A 21,322-nucleotide genomic window follows, 5' to 3' on the forward strand; every position below is an offset into this window, starting at 1 on the left:
GAATTGTTATCGTGATTGTTTATAACGCGCTATATTTTGTTGATTTCATACATGGTTTTGTGGTGATTAGACTTAAGTCGTAGTATGTTAAGTGTCAGTTACATACGGTGTGTTGTTTTTTGAGGAGTGTTTTATGTTAAATAATTTTGAACATAGCGTGGCTGACGATTTTTCTGAAAGTTCTAAAGATTTTAGTCATCTTTCAAAACTTGCTGTTATAGTTGCACTTCAAAAAGAAGCTCAGCCTATTCTTCAAGCATTTTGTGGGGATTATAAAACTTGGGATTCGTATGGGGTTACTTTTATTCAGGGCAAAATCGCTTCTAATAGCAAAGGCGAAAATCCTACTCTTACAATATGTGTTGCTGGAATGGGAAAGTGCGCTGCCGCAGCTGCAGCTCAAGCGTTGATAATCGAATCCAATCCACAAGTGTTGATTTTTAGCGGAATCGCAGGTGCTTTAAATCCGCGTCTTAGTGTTGGAGATATTGTTATAGGCAAGAAACTTCACTATTTAGAAACAAATACGCAAATTATTGCAGAGTGTGCTCCGTACAAATCTGTTTTTGAATCAGATTCAAAATTATGCGATTTAGCTGTTAAAGAGGCGCAATTATTAGGATTTAGGCTTGAGAAGTCTTTGGAAGAATCCTCTTCGGTTGCTGGCGACTTATCCTCGGACTTTAAGCAAAGCGCGTCTAATGAAAATAGCGTGTCTAACGAAAATTCAAACAACGTTGCTTATTTGTGTGGAAACATAGCAACAAGCGACCAATTTAACACAGATCCTAATATTTTAGACGCTGTGCGAGCAACGGTTTTTGGCGATTGCGAAGAGATGGAAGGCGCTGCTGCTGCACATATTGCTGCTAAAAACGGTGTTCCATTCCTTGCGATTCGCTCAATGAGTAATCGTTGTGGAGAATCATACGAATCTGTGGACTCGCATAAGGATGATTTAGTTCTTGCAGCTAATCAAGCAGGATCGTTAACTTTGCGTGTTTTGAAGGCGCTTGTTAAATAACTGCAGACTAGTTTACTTATTTGAATCGTTTTGTTCTGCTAAATCAAATCCGCTGAAAGTAAACCCAGGGCTTACTACGCAAGAAACAAGAACATCGCCATCGCTTGGTATTGTTCTCTGCCATGTCCCAGCAGGAATTACAAGATGTCCGCGCGTGGATAAGCCATTGCATTCCTTAGTGTTTCCAAGAGTAAAACGCTGCAAATCTGCCTCATCACAAGGGGTTTGACCACATCCACCAAGTTCAATCGTAAGATTTGACGGTCCATGCCATAGCCAAATCTCGTCTGCATCAACTTTATGCCATGCGCTTGAATCGCCAGAAGGCAAAAGGAAGTAAATAAGAGAGGCCAATGGTCTTGGTGCGTCTGCGCCAGCGTTTTCGTCAATTTTCGTATTGTTTGTGCTCGCGTTTGAAGTATTTTCATTGTTGGTTGCGCTATATAGTTGCGCTGCTTGCCAGTCGCGGGTGTACCATCCGCCTTCTGGATGGGCTTCTAGCTGTAATTCTTTAACAAGATTTTTGGCGTAATCACTCATATTTTCTAAACTGACACTCATAATGCATGCTCCTTTTATTTTTCATATTTGCGTTAAATGTGTTCGTTAAACGTGTTCTTATCTGTGCTTGCATCAGATTATTGAGCAAAAGCACCATTATTGTATACAAGATTTCCAGAAATAACTGTTGCTTTTGCACTACCTGCACCGTGACGCACAAAATTGTGCAAAGTCTCTTCAACTCCTTGTGGCGAGCTTGTGTCTGTTGGAATATCAAAGAACGCAAGGTCGGCTGTTGCTCCAGCATTAATTTGACCAATTCTGTGCGGTCCTACGTGTAAGCCCATAACGCTTGCGCCGCCTAAAGTAAGCATGCGAATAATTCGATGTGTTAAATCATCTTTTCTATACCCTTGCGCTGTTGCTAAATCATAGACTTTTGCAGCGTCGTCTAAAACGTCTAAAGATGGGGAAGAAGATAGTGAATCCGTACCAATCGCAAGCAAGTTTCCTTCTTCCATGTAGTCGCGAATTGGCGCGTCTCTTTCCGTAACAGTAATGCGGTTGGATCTTGGGCACACTGCCACTCCCACTCCGCGTTGACGCAAAATTCTTCGGTCTTCGCCATCTGCCCAAACTCCGTGCGCAATATGTACGTCTGGTCCAAGGGATCCGAGCTGATCCAAAAACTGAATTGCGGAAGCTGTCATTCCATGTGCTTTAAGTTCGCTGTAGCTCGCCCAAACGTTAGCATTCCAATCTGGTGCGGAATACGTGGTGAGTGTATCGGCGTGATTTCCAGCCTCCATAGGTGTTTCTGCTAAGTGTATGTGCAAGCGCATGTTTAGCTGTCTTGCAATGTCTGGCAAATCCACAAAAGGTTCGGTTTCTAGACTGTAAGGTGCGTGTGGGCTAATTCCTATACTCGGCACTCTGCCGTTGTCCATCATGTGCCCAAGCATCTCGAGCAGCTTAGCGTAGCCTTCTTCCTTCCAGTCAACGTTTTTCCAGCCCATTACCTCCCAATAGGCTATCCCGTGCATGCCTTGGCTTGCAAGCGCTCCAACTGCTTCGATATCAGTTACAATGTCGGCAGCTGCAGTAGTGCCAGCTTCCACCATCATTCTGGCACCTTCGTATGCAGAAGTTTTCCAAGTCATCAATGATGGGTTATGCTGTTTTTCTTCTTGTAATTTGTCATAAACAACATTGAATCCTTCTTCCCAGTCTCTAAAATTGCGGTATTCGCCGCGGCCTACGCTTGCCATATTAGTGTATTGCAAATGCGTGTGTGCGTTTATAAGACCTGGTGTCATAAGACCATGCCAATGTCGTTCGTTGTTAAACATTTTCCTATAGGAATCGTTTGACATTTCATCTTTTAGAATGTCTAGTACCCACTGTCTTGTTCCAACGTGTACAACGCGTCTATTTGATACTGCTACGGCTCCTTCGGGAATAATAGGACCTGTTACTGGAATAACCATTGCTGCACTGTATAAGGTTACTTCGCTAAGCGGCGTTGGGTGTGCAAGTGCGCGTATTGGATCTGTAAACATTGCTTTCCTTATGGAATTATCGTTTAACTAATTTTGCTTCTGTTACTCTATTATTGCTTAGATTTGTTATGATTCGGTTAATTGGATTTCATCTAAATATTTTCGTCTTCGGCAAATCTTGTTAAATCCCATCTATAACCATTATCTTTATTGGATTCGCTAGCACTATATCCGCGTTCTGCTAATGCAATACTTGCTATTTGATTATCGGAGCTTTCTGGCAATTGGTAAATTCCAGAATCAAGCCGATTTTTGTCGCTATTTTTCTTGTTTTTCCCATTGTGATCTAGCAAATACGCTACTGCGCTTACTTGAACAGCAAAACTAAAGTCCATAATCTCAATAGGATTTCCACCGCCAGTAGTGTAATTTGTGCCGTCTCCTTCACTTATTAGTGTGATTTGCGGACCGCACGGAACTTGGATTTTTCTTTGTGAAGTTCCAACAACTGGCTTAAAATCAGGGATTTCGTCTAGTGCAATCTCGTTTGCAATTCCGCCAATAACAGCCAAAATCGCGTTTTCTTGCATGTTTTGCATGTGTTGCAATGTAATCGTGTGTCTAACGCCTGTTGCAGAAACAATCATATTGCTTTTTTTAACAACGCATTCAAGATTATGAGCTTCAAATCCATCGAAAACTGCGCGTAAGGATTGGACAGGATTTGTATCGCAAATCGTAACTTTTGCACCCAATGCGCGTATTCTTAATGCGAATCCGCGACCAACTGGACCGTATCCAACAACAGTTACTTTAGCGTTTTTAAAGCATTCGCTTCCAAGAATTTGCTGCATAGTAGTAACGCAAGTTTCGCCAGTTCCATGACGATTGTCAAAATCGGTTTTTAGAGCGCTGTTATTTACTGCAATCACAGGGTAGTGCAAGTGTCCAGCTTTTTGCATTGCTTCAAAAGCGCGCACTCCACTAGTTGTTTCTTCTGCAACTCCTATTAGATTAGCTGCGATTTGCGGGCGTTCCAGGCTTGCTAGGCGCGCAAAACTTGCACCATCGTCGATTATTATGTCTGGCTGTATTTCGTCTAAGAGTTTTAGCGCACCTTCATGAGTTTGTTCAGGTGTCCAATCTCGGTTTGCTTGTACTAAAATGCCTTCTTTTTTAAGCTGATCTGCTACTCTCTGGTCAGTTTCGTCTGGACCACAAAAAACGCCAACAATCGCTCCGTGCGCGTGCAATTCTCTAAGCAATACAGCTGTTTTTGGTTCCAACACAAGACAAACAGCTATTCTAACGCCTTCTAAATTAAGACCACTTTCTTGTAAATTGTTAAGTAGCGTGCGCATTACTGGCATATGTTTTTGCGCGTAATCTATTGCGTCTTTTCCGCTTAAATTAGGCGCATTAACCATAGTGTTTTCTATATTTTCGTAAGATTTAGTGGCATCAAAATCTGCGTATTGTTTACAAGTCGTAGGAATTATTCCCCAAGATTGCGCGCTCTGTAAGAATTTTTCCACATCACTATTTTGGTCACTATTTTTAGCATTCTCATTTTGAATATTGTTATCTCCAATAAACACGCGTGCCCCAGCAAGAGATTGGTTAGTTCTCTGCGAAGTAATAGCAACCCATTCGCTAAAATCAATCATATTAAACTCCTAAAAGCTCTTATATTTATTATCCCTATAATCCAAGTGCGTTCAAAGCTTCTTTTAAATTCTCTACTTCGATTATGTCAATACCGGGAATGCTAATTTTCTTTCGCATATTACACACGATCGCACGCTTATAGCCGATCCTAGATGCTTCTCTAATTCTGGGTTCCATTCTAGAAGCTGGGCGAATCTGACCAGTAAGACTAATCTCACCAATTGCGCAAGTTAAAGGTAAGACTGCCTTATTTTTGGCTGCGCTCGCCAAACTTGCCACTATTGCTAAATCGCAAGCAGGTTCTTTCGCCTTAGCTCCAGCAATCGTAGAAACGTAAATATCTTTAGACAAAAGATTTAATCCACCATGTCTATATAAAACAGCGGTAAGCATGGCAATTCTGTTTGTGTCTACTCCAGAAACTGCGCGTCTAGGGGCTGGCAGAACCGAATCTGTAACAAGAGCCTGAATTTCAATAGGTATGCTTCTGTGTCCTTCTAAAGTAAAAGTTACGCACGTTCCTTCATTTTTACAATCTCCATTAGAAGACAGGAAAAGCCCAGAAGGATCTGGAACCTCTTCAATACCATCGCCACTCATGTCGAAGCAGCCAACTTCGTCTGTAGGTCCAAAACGATTTTTAACAGCGCGAAGCATGCGTAATGCGGTTTGACTATCTCCTTCAAATTGGCAAACAGTGTCTACAAGATGTTCAAGCGTGCGAGGACCTGCAATCGAGCCGTCTTTTGTAACGTGTCCAACAAGAAGAATTGGAATATCGCAAGTTTTAGCAACGTCTATAAGCGCGCTAGCTACTTCTCGAACTTGAGTGGAGCCTCCTGTAATTCCTTCAACATCGCTAGAAACAATAGTTTGTGCCGAATCTACAATTGCAAGAGTTGGCTTATATTTTTCGATTAGCGCTAAAGCTGTGTTTAAGTCTGTTGTAGACGCAAGAAGAAGATTTTGACTTATGGCATTTATGCGTGATGCGCGCAATTTTACTTGCGACTTTGATTCTTCGCCAGAAATGTACAGGACTAAATTTTTTGTGTATTCGGCAGTGTTTTTTGCAGATTCGTTGCAATTCTTGGCAATTTTTCCTGCTGTTTCTAAAAGTAGAGTAGATTTTCCGATTCCTGGTTCGCCTGCTATAAGCGTTACTGATCCTGGAACAAGCCCGCCTCCTAAAACGCGGTCAAATTCGCTAAATCCTGTGTGGATTCGCATGCCATTATCTGCTGTAATTTCACTGATTGGCTGAGCATCTACGCTAGAATCAAGATTTGTTATTGTAGAAATGTTATTTTTTGCATTTCTAGATCTTGTGGAGGCTCGTGAAACTCCGCTTGTAGCTTTAGGCTCGTGAAACTCGCTTAATGTACCCCATTCGCCGCATTCTGGACAGCGACCATACCATTTTGAACCACTCCAACCGCATTCGGAGCATAAGTAGTAAGTAGTAGATTTTGCAGCCATGATTTGACGCTAGCTGCATTTGTAGACATTTTACCGTCATACTTTTGTGAGATAATCCAAGTATGTTGAACAGTGTTATGTGGGGTAAAAAATATGAATTCTTATGCGAATAATCCTTCTAACTCGGCTTCATCTGTATCTGCTTCTCATAACAACTTACGAAAAGTTCTTATAGTTGCCGTAATAGTGGTCGTTTTAGCTATAGTTTCCGCATTCATATGGCCTGGCTGGGCGTTAAATCGCCAGCAACCGCAGTCTGCTAAAACTCAGGTGTCTTCTGCAAAAACTCCGTCAATTAAGTCTAAAGATTTGCCTAGTACATCTACTGCACTGTTAAGATCTATGCCAGATAGTGTTCTTGATTTTGCGCGTGTTGATGCTTCTCCTAGTGCTAAATGGTCTTCCGCATCTCCTTTGGAAGAATACACTGTTAGATATTCTACGGGAGAATCTGGCAGTGATGTTTCAGTCGTTGTTGCTCAATGGAGTAGTCGTGATTTAGCAAATAAGCAATATGAGCTTTTGACTGATGCATTAGCTGGAAGTGATATTGCTTCTGGAAAGATTCAGGTTGCTGGTAAGGCTACTGGAAGCTATGTTTTGAAGGTAGATGATAATAGTAAGACTAAAGCTAGTGCCATCTGGCAAAATGACACTGTTGTATTTGAAGTGACTGGTTTAAAACAGTCTGTTGAAAGATTCTATAAGCAATTCCCAATGTAACTTTCGTAGTGATATAGGCTGTTTTGTACGTGTTTTTGTAAAATTTTGTTTTAAAATTTTCCAAAGTCGTCAAAACGGTGTAACATTAGGCAAGTTGCACACTTTACATATGAATGGAGGCTTCAGATGGGTTCTGTCATCAAGAAGCGCCGCAAGCGGATGAGCAAGAAGAAGCACCGCAAACTGCTGCGTAAGACTCGTCATCAGCGTAAGTAGTAGCTGTTTGGCGCGCCTGCCCGTTTGGGCACGTAACACTTTTGAAAGCGTTGGATTTTTCCAGCGCTTTTTTTTTTATTGCGATTGAAGACTGCAATGATTGAAGAATGTAAAAAATTTCCCGAAAATGTACGTAAAACAGTGGATTTTACGTACATTTTCGGGAAATGATTGGTTAAATTTAGATATGCAGTTTACTTATTTGGATTTGTGAGTGTGCGAGGTCCGTTTGGATCACCAACAATCACAGTGTCAACCATATTCAAGAACAATCCGTGTTCTACAACGCCAACAGTCTCAATCAAATCCTTAGCAAGCTCTTGCGGGTGCTCAATGCGCTCCAAGTGCAAGTCAACAACAAAGTTATTTTCGTCTGTACGCACTTCCTTGCCATCTGCATCAAGACGCAAAACTGGCTTGTATCCGCGCTTTTCAAACTTGCGAATCACTTGTGCAGATCCGAATGGAATTACCTCAACAGGAAGTGGGAACTTGCCGATTGTATCAACTACCTTGCTGGCGTCCACAATCCACACAATGCGGTCGGAGTTAATTGCAACAATCTTCTCCCAGAGCAATGCTGCACCGCCGCCCTTAATACCGTTAAAGTTCTTATCGACTTCATCTGAACCATCAATAGTAACGTCAATATGGTCAACATCGTTAATGTCAAGAATCTTAATGCCGTAGCCCTCTGCCTGCTCTTGCGTGCGTCGAGAAGTTGTGACACCAGTGAAGCTCAAGCCTTCTTCTTTTACTCTGCGACCGAGTTCGTCTACAAGAAAACGAACAGTAGAGCCGGTTCCAAGTCCAACCATCATGCCATTTTGTACAATCTTTGCGGCCTCAATGCCAGCTGCCTTCTTAAGAGCATCTTGCTGTGCTTTATCCATTTGTGCCTACTTTCTTATCTTTCTTGTTGGCGTGGCTAAAATAACAGCGCGTTTATAGCGTTTTTACCAACCGCCACTTATTTCATACATACTACATATTAGTCTGCGTTCAGATTTTATTCTGTTTGGTTTGCAGCTTTTGTTTGAATATAAAACTCGGTTGGATCTAGTTTAAGAGTGCCGTCTGGCTGAACATATCCGCTTACTTGTATGTTTCCTAATACGTATCGTGGTTGACCATTAAAGCTTTGGCTCGTATTTGGAGCAGGTGTGAATTGTAATGTTCCAGATACACATAATCCTGGCACTACTTGATATTTTTGTTCTGATTTATTTTGAGATTGTTTATTTTTACGCGACTCGTCGGATGCTTTCGATTCATCCTGTGTATTACTGTTACGCGTAGTTGAATCGTTAGCAACGCTGTTATCGGCGTATTTAATGGCATCATCATCGGATGTTTCACGTTTTGTTTCACGATGAAAATCGCCTTTAAAATCAGGATTAATATCCTTACCAACGCATCTTCCTATGTGATATTCTGCATTAGAAATCTTGCCGTCTAACAGCATTTTTGCGTCTTCTGGTACATCAACACCGTCTGCATATGTAGAAGAAATCAACGATTTCCATCCTTCTAGTGGCAGGTATCCATCCTTCAATCTGCTGCGGCAATCTTCAGCATAAGTTCTAGCCAGCTCATCAACTTTTTCGTTTCCAGCGTTTCCAGCGTGTCCCTTAACCCAGACGAACTTAACGGAGCCTTCGCGTTTAGTAATCTCCGAATCGATTGCGCGAATCAAATCTGCGTTTTTTACAGGCTCTTTTTTGGAGTTCTTCCAACCGTTCTTCTTCCACCCGTGAATCCACGTGGTTGAGCAGTTTATAGCGTATTGCGAATCAGTTTCGATTGTAAGATCCTCGCTTCCAGGGTGTGCTCTCAACGCTTCTAGTACTGCGCATAACTCACCAATTTGATTCGTGCCATTTGTGGCTCCGCCTGCATCCGCGCTTCCTGCATGTTGATGCTCGTGCGTGCTTCCTGCTTCATCAGTGTGGTCTGCCCAAGCCCAACCCATTGATCCATTTGGATTTCCAAGTGCTGAACCATCGGTAGAAACAACAATCATCACAAAACCTTTCAAAAATGCGCCGGTTGCAGATTGCAACCAGCGCAATTAGTAGATTCTTTACTTACGAAAGATTATTACGTTACGCTAAAGCCTTGTCTACTACAGCAGTAGCTTCCTCAAGCACCTTGTCAAGTGCCTCTGGAGAAACGAAGGACTCGGCATAAACCTTGTAAATATTCTCGGTACCAGATGGACGAGCGGCGAACCAATTGTTCTTGGTCGTAACCTTCAAGCCGCCAATCTTTGCGCCGTTTCCAGGAGCTTCCGTAAGCTTTGCGGTAATATCTTCGCCAGCGAGCTTAGTTGCTTCAACATCGTTGCCACTTAGAGCCGCAAACTTCTGCTTCTGTTCAAGAGTTGTTGGAGTATCTACGCGCTTGTACCAGCTTTCTCCAAAGCGAGCAACCTGATCTTGGTGAAGCTGAGCAGGGTTCTTACCAGTCTTTGCAGTAATTTCCGCAGCGAGCAAATCAGGAATCAAACCATCCTTATCGGTGGTCCACACGCGTCCGTCTTTGCGCAAGAAGCTCATGCCAGAGCTTTCCTCACCGCCGAAAGCAACTTCGCCGCTAAAGAGTGGGTCAACGAACCACTTGAAGCCAACAGGAACTTCCACAAGCTTAGCGTTAATCGAAGCAGCTACGCGGTCAATCAAGGAAGAAGACACAAGCGTCTTGCCGATAGCAGTATTCTTTGGCCAATCCGGACGAGCGCCGCCGAACAAGTACTCCACGCACACTGCAATGTAGTGGTTCGGGTTCATAACGCCCCAATTCGGGCACACGATACCATGGCGATCGGCATCTGGATCAGTGCCTCCAACCAAATCGTACTTATCCCAAGCGCCAGCGTTAAGCTGATCAACTAAGCCCTTCATTGCGTAAGGGGAGCTTGGATCCATACGAATCTTGCCATCGTGGTCAATAGTCATGAATCGCCAAGTTGGGTCAACTTCTGGACGCACAACGCCAATGTTTAAACCGTACTTTTCGTTCATAAGTGGCCAGTAGTTTACGCTTGCGCCGCCGAGTGGGTCAATTCCCAAACGCACGCCGCTAGAGCGAATCACATCGAAATCGATTACGTTAGCCAAATCGTTAACGTAGTGCTCGCGGTAATCGAAGCCTTCAACCAAATCAGACTTGATTGCTTCCTCGAAAGGCACGCGCTTAACGGACTTGTAGTTGTCGAGCAATTCGTTTGCGCGAGCTGCGATTGCGTTAGTTACGTCTGCTGGGGCAGGGCCGCCTGTTACAGGGTCGTACTTAAAACCTCCGTCGGTTGGAGGATTGTGCGATGGAGTGACGACAATGCCATCTGCCAAGCCGTCTCCGCTAAAGCGTTGAGTGCCGTCGGCTGCGCGATTATGCGTCAAAATAGCCTGAGAAACAACAGGAGTTGGCACGAAATCGCCGCGAGAATCCACGCGAACGTGAACTCCGTTAGCAACCAAAACCTCGATAGCGGTTTTTTGAGCAGGCTCAGAAAGAGCGTGCGTATCGCGACCAATATAAAGAGGACCAGTTACGCCAGCCTTCTTGCGATATTCAGCAATAGCTTGAGTAATAGCCACAATATGAGCTTCGTTAAACGAAGTTTTTAAAGCAGAACCACGGTGACCGGACGTACCGAAAATCACGCGCTGTTCTGGAATATTGGAATTTGGAACTTCATCATAGTAAGCGCCAACCAAAGCATCGACGTCTACTAGATCTTCTGGGGTGGCGGGCATTCCCGCATTTTTTGCTACCATAATTTTTTATTTTGCCACGGCGACGGTATTTTCTAATGTATTTTTCTATTTGTTTCTATGAGAGGGCTGGCTAATTCTTGTCTCACAACGCTCTGCCTCTTACGTGTAGTCTGTTGTTGCGGTTGTTCCGATTTGGTTTTGATTTTGTTTTTGTGTTGAGGTTTGTTTGTAGTGGTTGATCATTGGATTATTTGGTATCGGCGCCGCTCTTATACTGTTCGACCAAGAATCACCCAGCCCTCTTGTATGCTTGAACAATTGCATATCGCTTAAACGGCTGAAATCGGAGACTAAACGGCAGTATTTTGAGTCAAAGAAGATTGTAAACTCTCTGGTATGCGCACGCATAAAGCCTGTTTGTCTACGCTAAAACGCAAGTGTTTTGTGTAGCCTAAAATATCTCCATCAACTTGCACAGGAGCAGGTCGTTCTATCTTGACTTCTGCTTCAACACCTTGCGATTGGTCGATTTTAGAGTTTGTAGAAAGCGGACTTTGCTTTGCTTTTCCTGTAACGGTTTGGTGTACAACGTCTCCAAATAGGTTAGCCCATCCAATTAATCCGCCAGATGTGTCAATAATTTCGAAGTCTAATATGCCATCATCGTAAACGGCTTCTGGCATTAAAGAAAGCATTGGTATTTGTCCACAATTACCAGCCATAAGTGTGCGGAATGATATTCCTCTTGCTGTATGATTTGTACCGTTTTCTCTAATAAAAGTAACGTCTCCGCGATATTTTGGCGCAAATAAGTGTTTAACGCCAGCAACAAAGTATGCAAGCCAGCTTATGTTCTTTTTAAGCGCAGGATTAGTGTCGTCTATCATAAGAGCGTCGAATCCAATTCCTGCAATAATCAAAAATGCGTGACCATGGTCTTCATACGGTTTGTCGAGTATAAAAACACGCCCAACGTCAACTTTTTTAGATCCGTGGCTTGTTGCAACTCTTAGTGCTGCTTGAACATCATCTACTGGAATGCCCATGTTGCGCGCAAACAAGTTCCCTGTGCCAATTGGAATTATTCCCATCGCGTGGTTCGTGCCAGAAACCGCGCTTGCAACCGTTCTAACAGTGCCATCTCCACCAACTGCCACAACAACATTTGCCCCGTTTTCTAAGGCTTCGAGTGCGCATTCTCGCCCGTCTTTATTTAATTGAGTGTCTATTATTTCGTATGTGAAATTGTGTGATTTGCAATATTCTTTAATGTCAAGTCTATATTGTTCTGCTTGAGGTTTAGACGGGTTTAGTATGAAAGCGTAATGTACACTATCTCCGTGTCGCTCTGCGAGTTTTTCTGCTAAATGATGCTTTTTCAAGGCGCGCGTAACTATCATAATGATGAATGGTGCAAGTACTAGCGCAAAAACAATCACCATTAACGCAATCGTCGCTTGAATTGGCATATCTGGCATATTTATTATTCTTGCACATATCTTTAATATATGGTGATTATTTTTAGAATATTTGCGAATATTTGATTACTTTTCACATTTTCATCACGTATTGAGCATATTTTTTATTTTTGGCTCGCATTTCTATTATTTATTTCTATTATTTCTATTATTTCTATTTATATGTTTTACATTCCTTATGTGAGTTATATGCTAAGCAAGTGCTAAACTTGCCACATGCGATTTTTGTGCCATTAATCGAGCAGGGGTTTAAGAGTATGTCCGAGTTAGAACATAATAATCCAGACGCTTTTGAGTCTGAAAATATTGATAATATTGCTAATAATATAGACGTAAACAGTGTAGATAATTACAATATTGACAATAACGATATAAATCAGACTGCTGTTTTAAAGAATCGCCATAAGTCGAACAAGTCTGCACTGGTTCTTTTATATTCTTTGGTCATATTCGTTATACTCTTAGTCTGCGCTTTTCTTGGCACACAAGCGTATTTCCATGATCGTGTTGCCCCTGGTGTACATTTTGCTGGAAGTAGTCAAATTGTTGGCGCTCAGTTGGCAGCGGTTTCTAAAAATGTAGATAATGCTGTTGATAGCACCAAAATAGAAATTAAAGATGATCGTGGTAAAACAATCAACGCGAATTTTGAAGACTTGTACGTCAAAGTAGATAAGAGCGCAACGGTTAAAAATATAATGCGATCTAAGCATGATAACGCGTTTACAATGCTTATGCCTTGGGTTCAGAAGACTGTCGCTTTGCAAGCAACTCGAAACGACATGGATATGGATGCGTATATCATCAAGAAATTTGTTAACGATAAAGATCGTGCAATGCCTTATACGGCAAAATACGATTCTGGTTCTGAATCTTATGTGGTGGAAGATGGTGTTCCAGGTCGTACAGTAATAACATTGCCTGTTCGTGAGGCTGTTAAAAAATCGCTTGAAAATCCTGGTAAAACAGTAAAAGTTACTATTGAGTCTCGTAGGATTGAAGCACCGATTAAGCGTGATGTTGCTAAGAAAACTGTGGATCAGCTTAATAATATTCTTACTAAGAAAATCACTTTAAGTAATGGCGATTCAAAAGATTTTACGATACCTAAATCTGCAATCGCTTCTTGGATTAAGGTTAATGCTGATGAACAGAGAAAGCAGATTTCGTTTACTGTAGATAGGGAAGCAGTAAATACTTGGCTTTCAAAAGAGCTTGCTAAGAATCTGAACCAGCAGAAAATAGATCAGGAAGACACTTATAGTAAGAAGGGTCAGTTCATAATGACCACTCTTAAAGGTGTTAATGGCGTAGAGGTTCGCTATTCAAAGGATGTAGCAAACAAGGTTGTGGATACTATCGAAAAGGGTACAGACGCAAAGATTACGGTTCCAACAAATGTAGTAAAGTTTGCTGTTGAAAAGAAGATTGTTGAAATGCGTATTGTGGTTGATAAAACCACGCAGACAGTAAGCGTTTACAAAGATGATCAATTAATACGAACAATGCCAGTTTGCACGGGCTCCAATGGATATTACGAGACGCCAAATGGAACATTCCACATTTACTTACGTTATGACGTTCAAGCTATGCAAGGATTTAATAGAGACGGTTCTAGATACTATTTGCCTGGAATTACTTGGGTTAGCTACTTTAACGGTGGAATTTCATTCCATACAGCAAGGTGGAATGATGTTGGTATAGCACAAGGATACCCAGCAAAGCATGGTTCTCACGGCTGCATTAATATGTACGAGCAGGATTCTAAGTGGGTGTACGACAATTGCCCGCGTGGAACAATCGTACAAGTGGTTGGCGAGCAGCCAGATGGTCCAGTTCGTCAATAATTCATTGTAATAGTGAGTTATAGGCTTTATAAAAGTTATAAAATTCATAAAAGCGAGTAACAATTTGGCTAAATTGGATGACAATAACGCTGCAAAAGGCGGCGAACAAGCCAAGCAAGAATGTGATTCTCCAGCTGTAGCTAGAAGAATAAGCAGTACGCCTATTCAAGTGCGAGTTACAGCCACGCTTTTTGATGCTCCTTCGGATGAAGAGCGTATAGATAAAAAGCCGCCTCTTATTCGATTGGTCAGAAAACTTGTTACATCAAGCGTTGGATTTTGGATGCGTGTAAGCGGTAAGATTATGCGCCGTTTGGGTTGGTTCCCAAGCGTTGAGCCTTATATTGGTTATGGAACTGATAATTATGCTCGTCTGATTTGCCGTACGGTTCTTGCTCCTAAAGCTGGGCATCATTCTGTTTTGAAGCGCGGAATATATGCGATGCTTGTTGTCCCTGCTGTTAGGATTCGTGTTTCTTTAAGCATTGATGGTGTTCCTGTTGAATCTGCGCAAGTTGGTGATTCGTCTGTGTACGATAAGCCAGATGCTAGTTTCAACAGTGGTGCTGAATATTGTGTTTCAGACTGTTCTGGTTATCTTGATTTGATTACCGAAAGATCACTTAATGTTGGTGAACATAAAGTGTCTTACAAAGTAGATAATCGTGAGCCTGTTGATGCAAGCATGTTTGTTATTTCTGAAAAATCTACTTTAGGAATAATTTCCGACGTTGATGACACTATTATGGTCACTCAGGCTCCTTCTCCGCTAAGAGCAGCTTACAATCTGCTTATTATGAATCCAGAGCACAGGCATGCTGTTAAGGGTATGAATCATTTCTTTAATAAGATTCGTGATTTTGTTCCTAACGCCCCGTTTTTCTATCTTTCAACTTCTCCTTGGAATGTGGAAGCTTCTATACGACACTTCATTTTGCGTGAAGGTTTTCCATCTGGACCGCTTCTTCTTAGAGATTTAGATCCTAGACCTAAGACTTTTGTGCCGACTGGTCCTCAGCATAAGCTTGAGTTTGCTCAGCAGCTTATGGATGATTTTCCAGGTATGAGATTTGTGCTTATTGGTGATGATGGTCAGAAGGATCCAGCTACTTATGCGAGTATTATAAAAAAATTCCCTAATCGAGTTTTAGCGGTAGGCATAAGACAGCTTAAGGTCAATTCAACTATGACCGATTTTAGGAGAGCAATGTCTAAGGATTTTGGGGTTACTCTTGCGTCTTCTAGAATTGCAAGCGTTGGTGATGGTAATTTTGTTAATGCTAAAGGTGCTGCTGGAACTTTTGAAGGTGTCCCATTTTTTGCAGCTCCAGATGGTGAATCTTTGAAAGATATTATGATTCCATTTATTATGGATGCTGTTTAATGTTGTGTAGTTGATATTGTGTAATTGTGCAGAATTTTTATGTTTTCTATGTGTTGTAAAGGTTATAAATGCAAGATAGTTCGCTAAAAGTCGGTGAGTTTGATTCTTTAAATAAGGCTGCTGGTTGTAAGCCTATGACCGCTACAAAAATTGATTATGTTCGTGAGTTTCACAATGATGTGTTTGTAGATGAATATGCTTGGATGAAAGACAAAGAGAGCAAAAGACTTCGTGAATATATTGATTCTCAAAACAAGTACACTGAACAACGCGTTTCTAGGTTAGATTTTTTACGTAAACAACTGTTTAATGAGATGAAATCGCGTATTCAAGAAACGGATATGTCTGTTCCAACAAGAATGGACGGATATTGGTATTATGTGCGTACCGTAGAAGGTAAACAGTACGGGATTCAATGCCGAATGCCTGTTAAAAATGAGAATGATTGGGATCCGCCAGTTATAGATGAACGCGCAAATCCTGGAGAAACAGAAGGCGAAGAAGTTATTTTTGACGCCAACAAAGAGGCATCGGAATTTGGTGGAGATTTCTTCCAACTCGGAGGAATGGATATTAGTTTAGACGGCACGAGAATGTTGTTTGGTGTCGATACTAAGGGTGATGAAAGATTCGATTTTTATATTCGTGATTTTTGCAAAAGTAGCAATGGTTTTATAACTCTTCCAGATTGTATAAAAGGCATATCTTCTGCGCTTTTAACACCAGACGGAAAATGGGTTTTTTATGTGACTTTAGACAGCGCATGGCGACCATACCAGGTGTTTAGACATAAAATTGGAACTTCTGTAGAAGATGATGTAAAAGTTTTTGAAGAATTGGATGCGAGATTTTTTGTTAGCGTTTACGAAAGTTTCGACGAACGTAGCATTATGATAAACAGCAGCTCAAAAACAACTTCGCGCGTATTAATGCTTCCATTAAGCACTCCAGAAGCAGATTTTAAGATGGTGTTAAAGCCTATAAAAAACGTGGAATACGATGTTTCTTTCGCATGCTTTGAGAATGCTGGAGATGATGGTAAAGATATTCCACTCATGTTTGTAAGCCACAATCTTAAAAATCCTAATTTTCAGATTGATGTTATAGATTTGCGAAAGCGATCTGTGGAATCAATGCCATTTAACATTGGCGAAGGCGATTGTGTGGTTCAGGGATCTCCTTACGGCTGCAAAAATGGTGATTTATTAGAACCAGGAGCCAGTAAAAAAGCAGTTAGTGAACCGTATTATAACAGCAAAAATCCTAAGATTTTACAGGGAACTTGTGGATTGAGCATTGATGGTTTAAGCGTTTATAAGAATTATGTGGCTCTTTCTTTCCGAGCGAATGGCTTGCCTCAGCTTGCTGTTATGCCTAAAAGCAATGCTGTTGAAGATTTTAATGCTGGGCGACCTTGGCGTTTTATTAGGGTTGGAGCAGAAGGTTTTATAAAAGAAACAGCGGAAGAGTGGCAACCAACCGATGTTGTAAAAGATAATTTGTCTGATTTATCTAATTTATCTATCCAAAATCAAAATCAAAACACTGCTCGAATTGAACTGTCTAAAATAACCAATGAACAAGATAAAAATAGTCGTGTTTACCTTATTGGAGCAACTGGTAATCCTTCTTACGAAGCTCCAAGAATGCGTTATTCTTGTTCAAGCTATGCGACACTAGGGTCTTTGCGTGAAATAGATCCTATTACAGGCAAAGACGTTTTGCTTAAGCGTGGGAAAATTCTAGGCGATTTTAACGAAAATGACTACGCAGAAAAACGAGTGTGGATTACTGTCCGAGATGGAGAGCGCGTACCCGTATCCCTAGTGTGGCGTAAAAACACTGTGGCTAAATCACAAGCAATGTTCATCACCGCTTACGGAGCTTATGAAATAAGCAGCGATCCGTATTTTTCTGTGGCGCGCCTAAGCATGATGGATAGAGGAGTGCTGTTCGTACAAGTGCATGTGCGAGGCGGTGGAGAAATGGGTCGTGCGTGGTATGAGAATGGTAGGCGTCGCAACAAAAAACACACGTTTGAAGATTTTGTAGACGTTACGCGCGCTTTGCAACAAGCGGGTTATGCTTCGGCAAATCAGACTGTTGCAAATGGCGGTTCTGCAGGCGGTCTTCTTATGGGAGCTGTAGCAAATATGGCTCCGCAATACTACGCGGGAATCGAAGCGGATGTTCCGTTTGTTGATGCGCTTACGTCTATGCTAGACGACTCGCTGCCGCTTACTGTTACAGAGTGGGACGAATGGGGAGACCCATTGCATAATGCGCAAGATTACGCGTATCTAAAGTCGTACACGCCTTACGAGAATGTGTCTGAACATGTTGAGCCAGGTGAGTTTCCAAAGATTCTTATAACTTCTTCGATTAACGACACTCGCGTTCTTGTTACGGAGCCTCTTAAGTGGCTTGCTCGCTTGCAGGCTGCAGGCGCGGACGCGATTGCGCGCATTGAAACAGATGGCGGTCACGGTGGAAGCTCTGGAAGGTATAAAAAGTGGGAGGAAGTTTGCTATGAAAACGCATGGTGTTTAGATGCCATGGGTATTTCGTAGAATATTTTTAAAACACATTGGAGGCTGATTGTGGTAAGAATTAAGCCAGATAAGCCCTACACGGAAGACCTTCCTTTAACGCATACAGCGTTATTTAAGCAAGTGCCACTCGATCAAGCGAGGGAGCTTCTCGAGCATTTGCATGAGTCGGTTTTTTCTAAGGGGCAGGCGATTTTTAACGAAGGAGATACTGATCGCCGCATGTATCTGCTTGAGCGTGGACGGGTTAAGCTTGTACGCCATTCAAGGGATAATCGTGTGCAATTGCTTAGTATCCACACGCACGGTGAGATTCTTGGAGAGATTCCTGTTTTTGACCCGTTCGGCGGTCCGCGTACAGCTTCTGCAATAGCAATTACAGATAGAACTCGCGTATTATGGCTAGAAAACGAAGTTCTTTTTAAGTGGCTTGGCCATCATCCTAGGGTTGCTGTAGACATGCTTCAGGTTTTAGCTGCACGTTTAAGAGCAAATAATGAGCATATTTCTGATCTTGTTTTTATGGACGTTCCAGCTAGATTGGCTAAAACGCTTTTAAACCTTGCTTCTAGGTTTGGAGAACCTGTTAGGGAAGGTGTGCTTGTTCCTCACGATTTAACACAAGAAGAACTTGCTCAACTTGTTGGGTCTTCTAGAGAAACAGTTAATAAAGCGTTGATGGATTTTGCTCAGAGGGGTTGGATTAAAAGGCACGGTAGGTCAATTATTATTTACCAACCTGGAATGTTGATTCGCAGAGCAGAAAGATAAATCGCGATTTTTGCGTGCCGCAACGTAGAGGCAAACCTCTAGAATAGTTCGCATGCCTAAGAAGAAATCCCTCACAACTCGTCGCGTGTTAGCACTGTTCCTTACGTACATCACATTGTGTGTTGCAGGTGGTGTAGTATCAAGTATTTTATTTGTGCCAGGAGTGATGAGCGTAAACAGCGTGGTCAAGTCTGTTGTGCCTTCTCTTAGAGTTGATGGCATTGATTTTGACGTTACGGCTTTACCTCAAAAGTCGCGTTTATACGCTTCTGATGGCAAAACAGTTATAGCAACATTTTATGCTCAAAATCGCACTGTTGTGCCATTAAGACGCATATCGCAATACATGCAGCAGGCAATGGTTGCGCGTGAGGATCGTAGGTTCTTTGAACATTCAGGCGTTGATGTGCAAGGCGTTATGCGTGCGTTTGTGCAAACGTTTATTAAAAAGTCTGATATGCAAGGTGGATCGTCTTTAACACAGCAATACGTTAAGAATGTTCTTATGATCAAAGCTAGAGAAGACAATGATCCTATTTCGGAATATCATGCTGCAGAAAGTACTGTTGCTAGAAAATTGCGAGAAATGTTAATCGCAATACAAATGGAGAAAAAATACTCTAAGCTAGAGATTTTACAGGGATATTTAAACGTTGCACAGTTTGGTAGTAATAATCTTTACGGTGTAGAAACTGCTGCAAAACGCTATTTTAATACCACTGCAGCCAATCTTAATCTTGTTCAAGCTGCGACTATTGCATCAATCACAAAGAATCCTTCTAGGTACGATCCTTCTATTGAAGAAAATCAGCCTGAATCGCAGAAGCAAAGAAATATAGTTCTTGATTTAATGCTTCGACAAAACTTTATAAGTCAAAAAGAACATGATGATGCGGTTACAACACCAATTAAAAGCACTCTTAATATTCAGCATGAAGTTGCTAACGTCGGTTGCCAGGCTGCTGGAGATGCAGCATTCTTCTGTGATTATGTTACTAAGAAAATCTTGAATTCTAGAGAATTTGGCAAAACAACTGTAGCAAGGCAGAAGCTGCTTAATGAAGGTGGCTTGGATATTTACACTACAATGGATATAACAGCTAACACAACCGCCATGAATACAGCTAGGGCCACTATCCCTGTTAATGATCCTAGTGGTTTTGAAGTCTCTATAGCTGCTATAAAGCCTGGTACTGGTGAAGTTCTTGGTTTTGGAAGCAATCGTATTTATGATGCGACCGATGCGGCGAGGTCTGACCCTACTCACACAGCTATTAACTACGCTGTAGATGAACAAGACGGTGGTGGCTTAGGCTGGCAGATTGGTTCTACTTGGAAGCCAATCAATCTTGTTGCATGGATGCTTGCTGGAAAATCAATTAATCAGCCTGTACGAACAAACACGTTCTATAACAATACTGAATTTTCGTGCGCAAGATATAAAGGTATAGGGCGTTGGTCTGTGAGAAATTCAGATGGTGGAACTGTTAATCCAGAAACACCGTTAATGGGTTTGGTGCATTCTCACAACACAATTCAGGCTGCTATGGGTGCTCAGCTTAAGCTGTGTGCAGTGGCAGAGGCTGCGAAAACACTTGGATATCACAATTCTCCAATAGGCCAGGAAGACGTATTTTCTAAGAATTCTCTAAATCCTCCTATGGTGATTGGTGCAGTTCAGGCTTCTCCACTAACAATGGCAAATATTTACGCAACATTGGGTGCTAATGGTGTTCAATGTGACCCTATTGCAATCAAGCGTGTTATTGATAAAAACGGTAGACGTTTGCGAGTACCAAGCGCTAATTGTCATCAGGCTATACCGAAAAAAATTGCTCAAACTGTAGCCTATGCTATAAATCAGGGTGTTGCTCAACCTAGTGGTGTTGCGCATGCTGCTCAATTAGCTGGTGGTCGTAAAACTTTTGCGAAAACTGGTACTAACGAACAGTATTACATGACTACTGCAGGATTCGTGCCAAATAAGATTAGTGCTTTTGTTGCAATTGGAAACGCTGAAGTGCAAAAGAGCTTCAACAACATGAGAATTAATGGTGTTTATCGAAGCGCTTGGTACGGTGTTTACATTGCAACTCCAGCTTGGAAAAAGTTTATGGACGATTATCTAAAAGCGGCAAACGTTCCTATCGACAACGAATATGGTAAGCCAGATTCAAAGTATATGGCTGGTGGAAAGATGCCGTCATTAACTCCGCAAATGCGTCAGGAAGATTCTGCAGAGCAACAGCGTAAGCGCGATGAGGATGCTCGTAGACAGGCGGCTCAAGATCAGGCTCAGGCTCAGGCAAATCAGGGTGCGGCTTCGACAGATCCTGCGACTGGTGGATCGTCGGTTACTGGCGATGGAAGAACGAGTACATCTTCTGGTTCTACGTACGGTAATACGGATAGAACAGGAGACGCATCTTCTGACGATAATTAAGCTTCATCTGGTTAGTTGAAA

Annotated in this window: 16 protein-coding genes; 8 read left to right on the forward strand and 8 right to left on the reverse strand. The window is 42.0% G+C overall.

All coding sequences use genetic code 11. The annotated features are described in order from the left end of the window. The first annotated feature begins 133 nt into the window (after positions 1 to 133). Positions 134 to 1,024 carry a 5'-methylthioadenosine/S-adenosylhomocysteine nucleosidase gene (locus HXT53_RS01215; protein ID WP_101887910.1) on the forward strand — a complete coding sequence of 297 codons (891 nt, stop codon included), beginning with the start codon at positions 134 to 136 and terminating at the stop codon, positions 1,022 to 1,024. Positions 1,025 to 1,036: 12 nt separating this feature from the next. Here the strand turns inward: HXT53_RS01215 and HXT53_RS01220 are convergent, their stop codons facing one another. The 4 genes from HXT53_RS01220 to radA form a co-directional block, all read right to left on the reverse strand. Beyond that, entirely contained in the window at positions 1,037 to 1,585 is a 549-nt protein-coding gene (locus HXT53_RS01220; RefSeq protein WP_004575034.1) for a cupin domain-containing protein, read from the reverse strand. Positions 1,586 to 1,662: 77 nt separating this feature from the next. Then, positions 1,663 to 3,084, reverse strand: a complete 1,422-nt coding sequence (locus tag HXT53_RS01225) for an amidohydrolase family protein (RefSeq protein WP_004116990.1) — start codon at positions 3,082 to 3,084, stop codon at positions 1,663 to 1,665. A 92-nt stretch (positions 3,085 to 3,176) separates the two neighbouring features. Beyond that, positions 3,177 to 4,691 (reverse strand): adenosylhomocysteinase, encoded by a 1,515-nt coding sequence (locus tag HXT53_RS01230; RefSeq protein ID WP_421780439.1) that lies wholly within the window; start codon positions 4,689 to 4,691, stop codon positions 3,177 to 3,179. Between the two features lie 34 nt (positions 4,692 to 4,725). Next, positions 4,726 to 6,171 carry a DNA repair protein RadA gene (radA, locus tag HXT53_RS01235; protein WP_415690930.1) on the reverse strand — a complete coding sequence of 482 codons (1,446 nt, stop codon included), beginning with the start codon at positions 6,169 to 6,171 and terminating at the stop codon, positions 4,726 to 4,728. A 93-nt stretch (positions 6,172 to 6,264) separates the two neighbouring features. Between radA and HXT53_RS01240 the strand changes: the two genes are divergently transcribed. Together HXT53_RS01240 and HXT53_RS01245 are read left to right on the forward strand one after the other, a co-directional pair. Next, the gene (locus HXT53_RS01240; RefSeq protein WP_101890090.1) at positions 6,265 to 6,894 is read left to right on the forward strand and encodes a hypothetical protein; all 630 of its coding nucleotides are present in this window, start codon (positions 6,265 to 6,267) and stop codon (positions 6,892 to 6,894) included. 126 nt (positions 6,895 to 7,020) lie between these two features. Continuing rightward, on the forward strand, positions 7,021 to 7,110 hold the full coding sequence (locus HXT53_RS01245) for a 30S ribosomal protein bS22 (protein WP_004268639.1): 90 nt from the start codon (positions 7,021 to 7,023) through the stop codon (positions 7,108 to 7,110). 194 nt (positions 7,111 to 7,304) lie between these two features. Here HXT53_RS01245 and rpiA read toward each other — a convergent pair whose 3' ends face one another. The 4 genes from rpiA to HXT53_RS01265 form a co-directional block, all read right to left on the reverse strand. After that, the gene (gene rpiA, locus HXT53_RS01250) at positions 7,305 to 8,003 is read right to left on the reverse strand and encodes a ribose-5-phosphate isomerase RpiA (RefSeq protein ID WP_004112071.1); all 699 of its coding nucleotides are present in this window, start codon (positions 8,001 to 8,003) and stop codon (positions 7,305 to 7,307) included. 116 nt (positions 8,004 to 8,119) lie between these two features. Continuing rightward, a complete protein-coding gene (locus HXT53_RS01255; RefSeq protein WP_421780442.1) occupies positions 8,120 to 9,181 on the reverse strand; it encodes a ribonuclease H family protein in 1,062 nt (353 codons plus the stop codon). Between the two features lie 34 nt (positions 9,182 to 9,215). Then, positions 9,216 to 10,889 carry a phosphoglucomutase (alpha-D-glucose-1,6-bisphosphate-dependent) gene (pgm, locus tag HXT53_RS01260; RefSeq protein WP_009994669.1) on the reverse strand — a complete coding sequence of 558 codons (1,674 nt, stop codon included), beginning with the start codon at positions 10,887 to 10,889 and terminating at the stop codon, positions 9,216 to 9,218. Positions 10,890 to 11,179: 290 nt separating this feature from the next. Beyond that, the gene (locus HXT53_RS01265; protein WP_174190538.1) at positions 11,180 to 12,307 is read right to left on the reverse strand and encodes a diacylglycerol/lipid kinase family protein; all 1,128 of its coding nucleotides are present in this window, start codon (positions 12,305 to 12,307) and stop codon (positions 11,180 to 11,182) included. 257 nt (positions 12,308 to 12,564) lie between these two features. On the opposite strand from HXT53_RS01265, the gene HXT53_RS01270 reads away from it, so the two are divergent. The 5 genes from HXT53_RS01270 to HXT53_RS01290 all read left to right on the forward strand — a co-directional run bounded on the left by HXT53_RS01270 (position 12,565) and on the right by HXT53_RS01290 (position 21,301). Then, positions 12,565 to 14,154, forward strand: coding sequence for a L,D-transpeptidase (locus HXT53_RS01270; RefSeq protein ID WP_410309983.1), 1,590 nt, complete (start codon positions 12,565 to 12,567; stop codon positions 14,152 to 14,154). Positions 14,155 to 14,218: 64 nt separating this feature from the next. Further along, complete coding sequence (locus HXT53_RS01275; RefSeq protein WP_009994675.1) at positions 14,219 to 15,538, forward strand: phosphatase domain-containing protein; 1,320 nt, start codon at positions 14,219 to 14,221, stop codon at positions 15,536 to 15,538. Positions 15,539 to 15,606: 68 nt separating this feature from the next. Next, positions 15,607 to 18,108, forward strand: a complete 2,502-nt coding sequence (locus tag HXT53_RS01280) for a S9 family peptidase (protein ID WP_421780445.1) — start codon at positions 15,607 to 15,609, stop codon at positions 18,106 to 18,108. Positions 18,109 to 18,138: 30 nt separating this feature from the next. Next, the gene (locus tag HXT53_RS01285; protein ID WP_004112109.1) at positions 18,139 to 18,858 is read left to right on the forward strand and encodes a Crp/Fnr family transcriptional regulator; all 720 of its coding nucleotides are present in this window, start codon (positions 18,139 to 18,141) and stop codon (positions 18,856 to 18,858) included. 52 nt (positions 18,859 to 18,910) lie between these two features. After that, on the forward strand, positions 18,911 to 21,301 hold the full coding sequence (locus HXT53_RS01290) for a transglycosylase domain-containing protein (RefSeq protein WP_421780447.1): 2,391 nt from the start codon (positions 18,911 to 18,913) through the stop codon (positions 21,299 to 21,301). The last annotated feature ends 21 nt before the right edge of the window (positions 21,302 to 21,322 follow it).

It is taken from the genome of Gardnerella sp. KA00390, assembly GCF_049244075.1.
GTDB classification, from domain to species: domain Bacteria; phylum Actinomycetota; class Actinomycetes; order Actinomycetales; family Bifidobacteriaceae; genus Bifidobacterium; species Bifidobacterium vaginale.

What these genes read in the sequence shown, in the direction of transcription:
- HXT53_RS01280 (WP_421780445.1), top strand. Translation starts at nt 15,607, where the DNA reads ATGCAAGATAGTTCGCTAAAAGTCGGTGAGTTTGATTCTTTAAATAAG.
- HXT53_RS01220 (WP_004575034.1), bottom strand. Translation starts at nt 1,585, where the DNA reads ATGAGTGTCAGTTTAGAAAATATGAGTGATTACGCCAAAAATCTTGTT.
- HXT53_RS01240 (WP_101890090.1), top strand. Translation starts at nt 6,265, where the DNA reads ATGAATTCTTATGCGAATAATCCTTCTAACTCGGCTTCATCTGTATCT.
- HXT53_RS01215 (WP_101887910.1), top strand. Translation starts at nt 134, where the DNA reads ATGTTAAATAATTTTGAACATAGCGTGGCTGACGATTTTTCTGAAAGT.
- pgm (WP_009994669.1), bottom strand. Translation starts at nt 10,889, where the DNA reads ATGGTAGCAAAAAATGCGGGAATGCCCGCCACCCCAGAAGATCTAGTA.
- HXT53_RS01290 (WP_421780447.1), top strand. Translation starts at nt 18,911, where the DNA reads ATGCCTAAGAAGAAATCCCTCACAACTCGTCGCGTGTTAGCACTGTTC.
- rpiA (WP_004112071.1), bottom strand. Translation starts at nt 8,003, where the DNA reads ATGGATAAAGCACAGCAAGATGCTCTTAAGAAGGCAGCTGGCATTGAG.
- HXT53_RS01270 (WP_410309983.1), top strand. Translation starts at nt 12,565, where the DNA reads ATGTCCGAGTTAGAACATAATAATCCAGACGCTTTTGAGTCTGAAAAT.
- HXT53_RS01245 (WP_004268639.1), top strand. Translation starts at nt 7,021, where the DNA reads ATGGGTTCTGTCATCAAGAAGCGCCGCAAGCGGATGAGCAAGAAGAAG.
- radA (WP_415690930.1), bottom strand. Translation starts at nt 6,171, where the DNA reads ATGGCTGCAAAATCTACTACTTACTACTTATGCTCCGAATGCGGTTGG.
- HXT53_RS01265 (WP_174190538.1), bottom strand. Translation starts at nt 12,307, where the DNA reads ATGCCAGATATGCCAATTCAAGCGACGATTGCGTTAATGGTGATTGTT.
- HXT53_RS01225 (WP_004116990.1), bottom strand. Translation starts at nt 3,084, where the DNA reads ATGTTTACAGATCCAATACGCGCACTTGCACACCCAACGCCGCTTAGC.
- HXT53_RS01230 (WP_421780439.1), bottom strand. Translation starts at nt 4,691, where the DNA reads ATGATTGATTTTAGCGAATGGGTTGCTATTACTTCGCAGAGAACTAAC.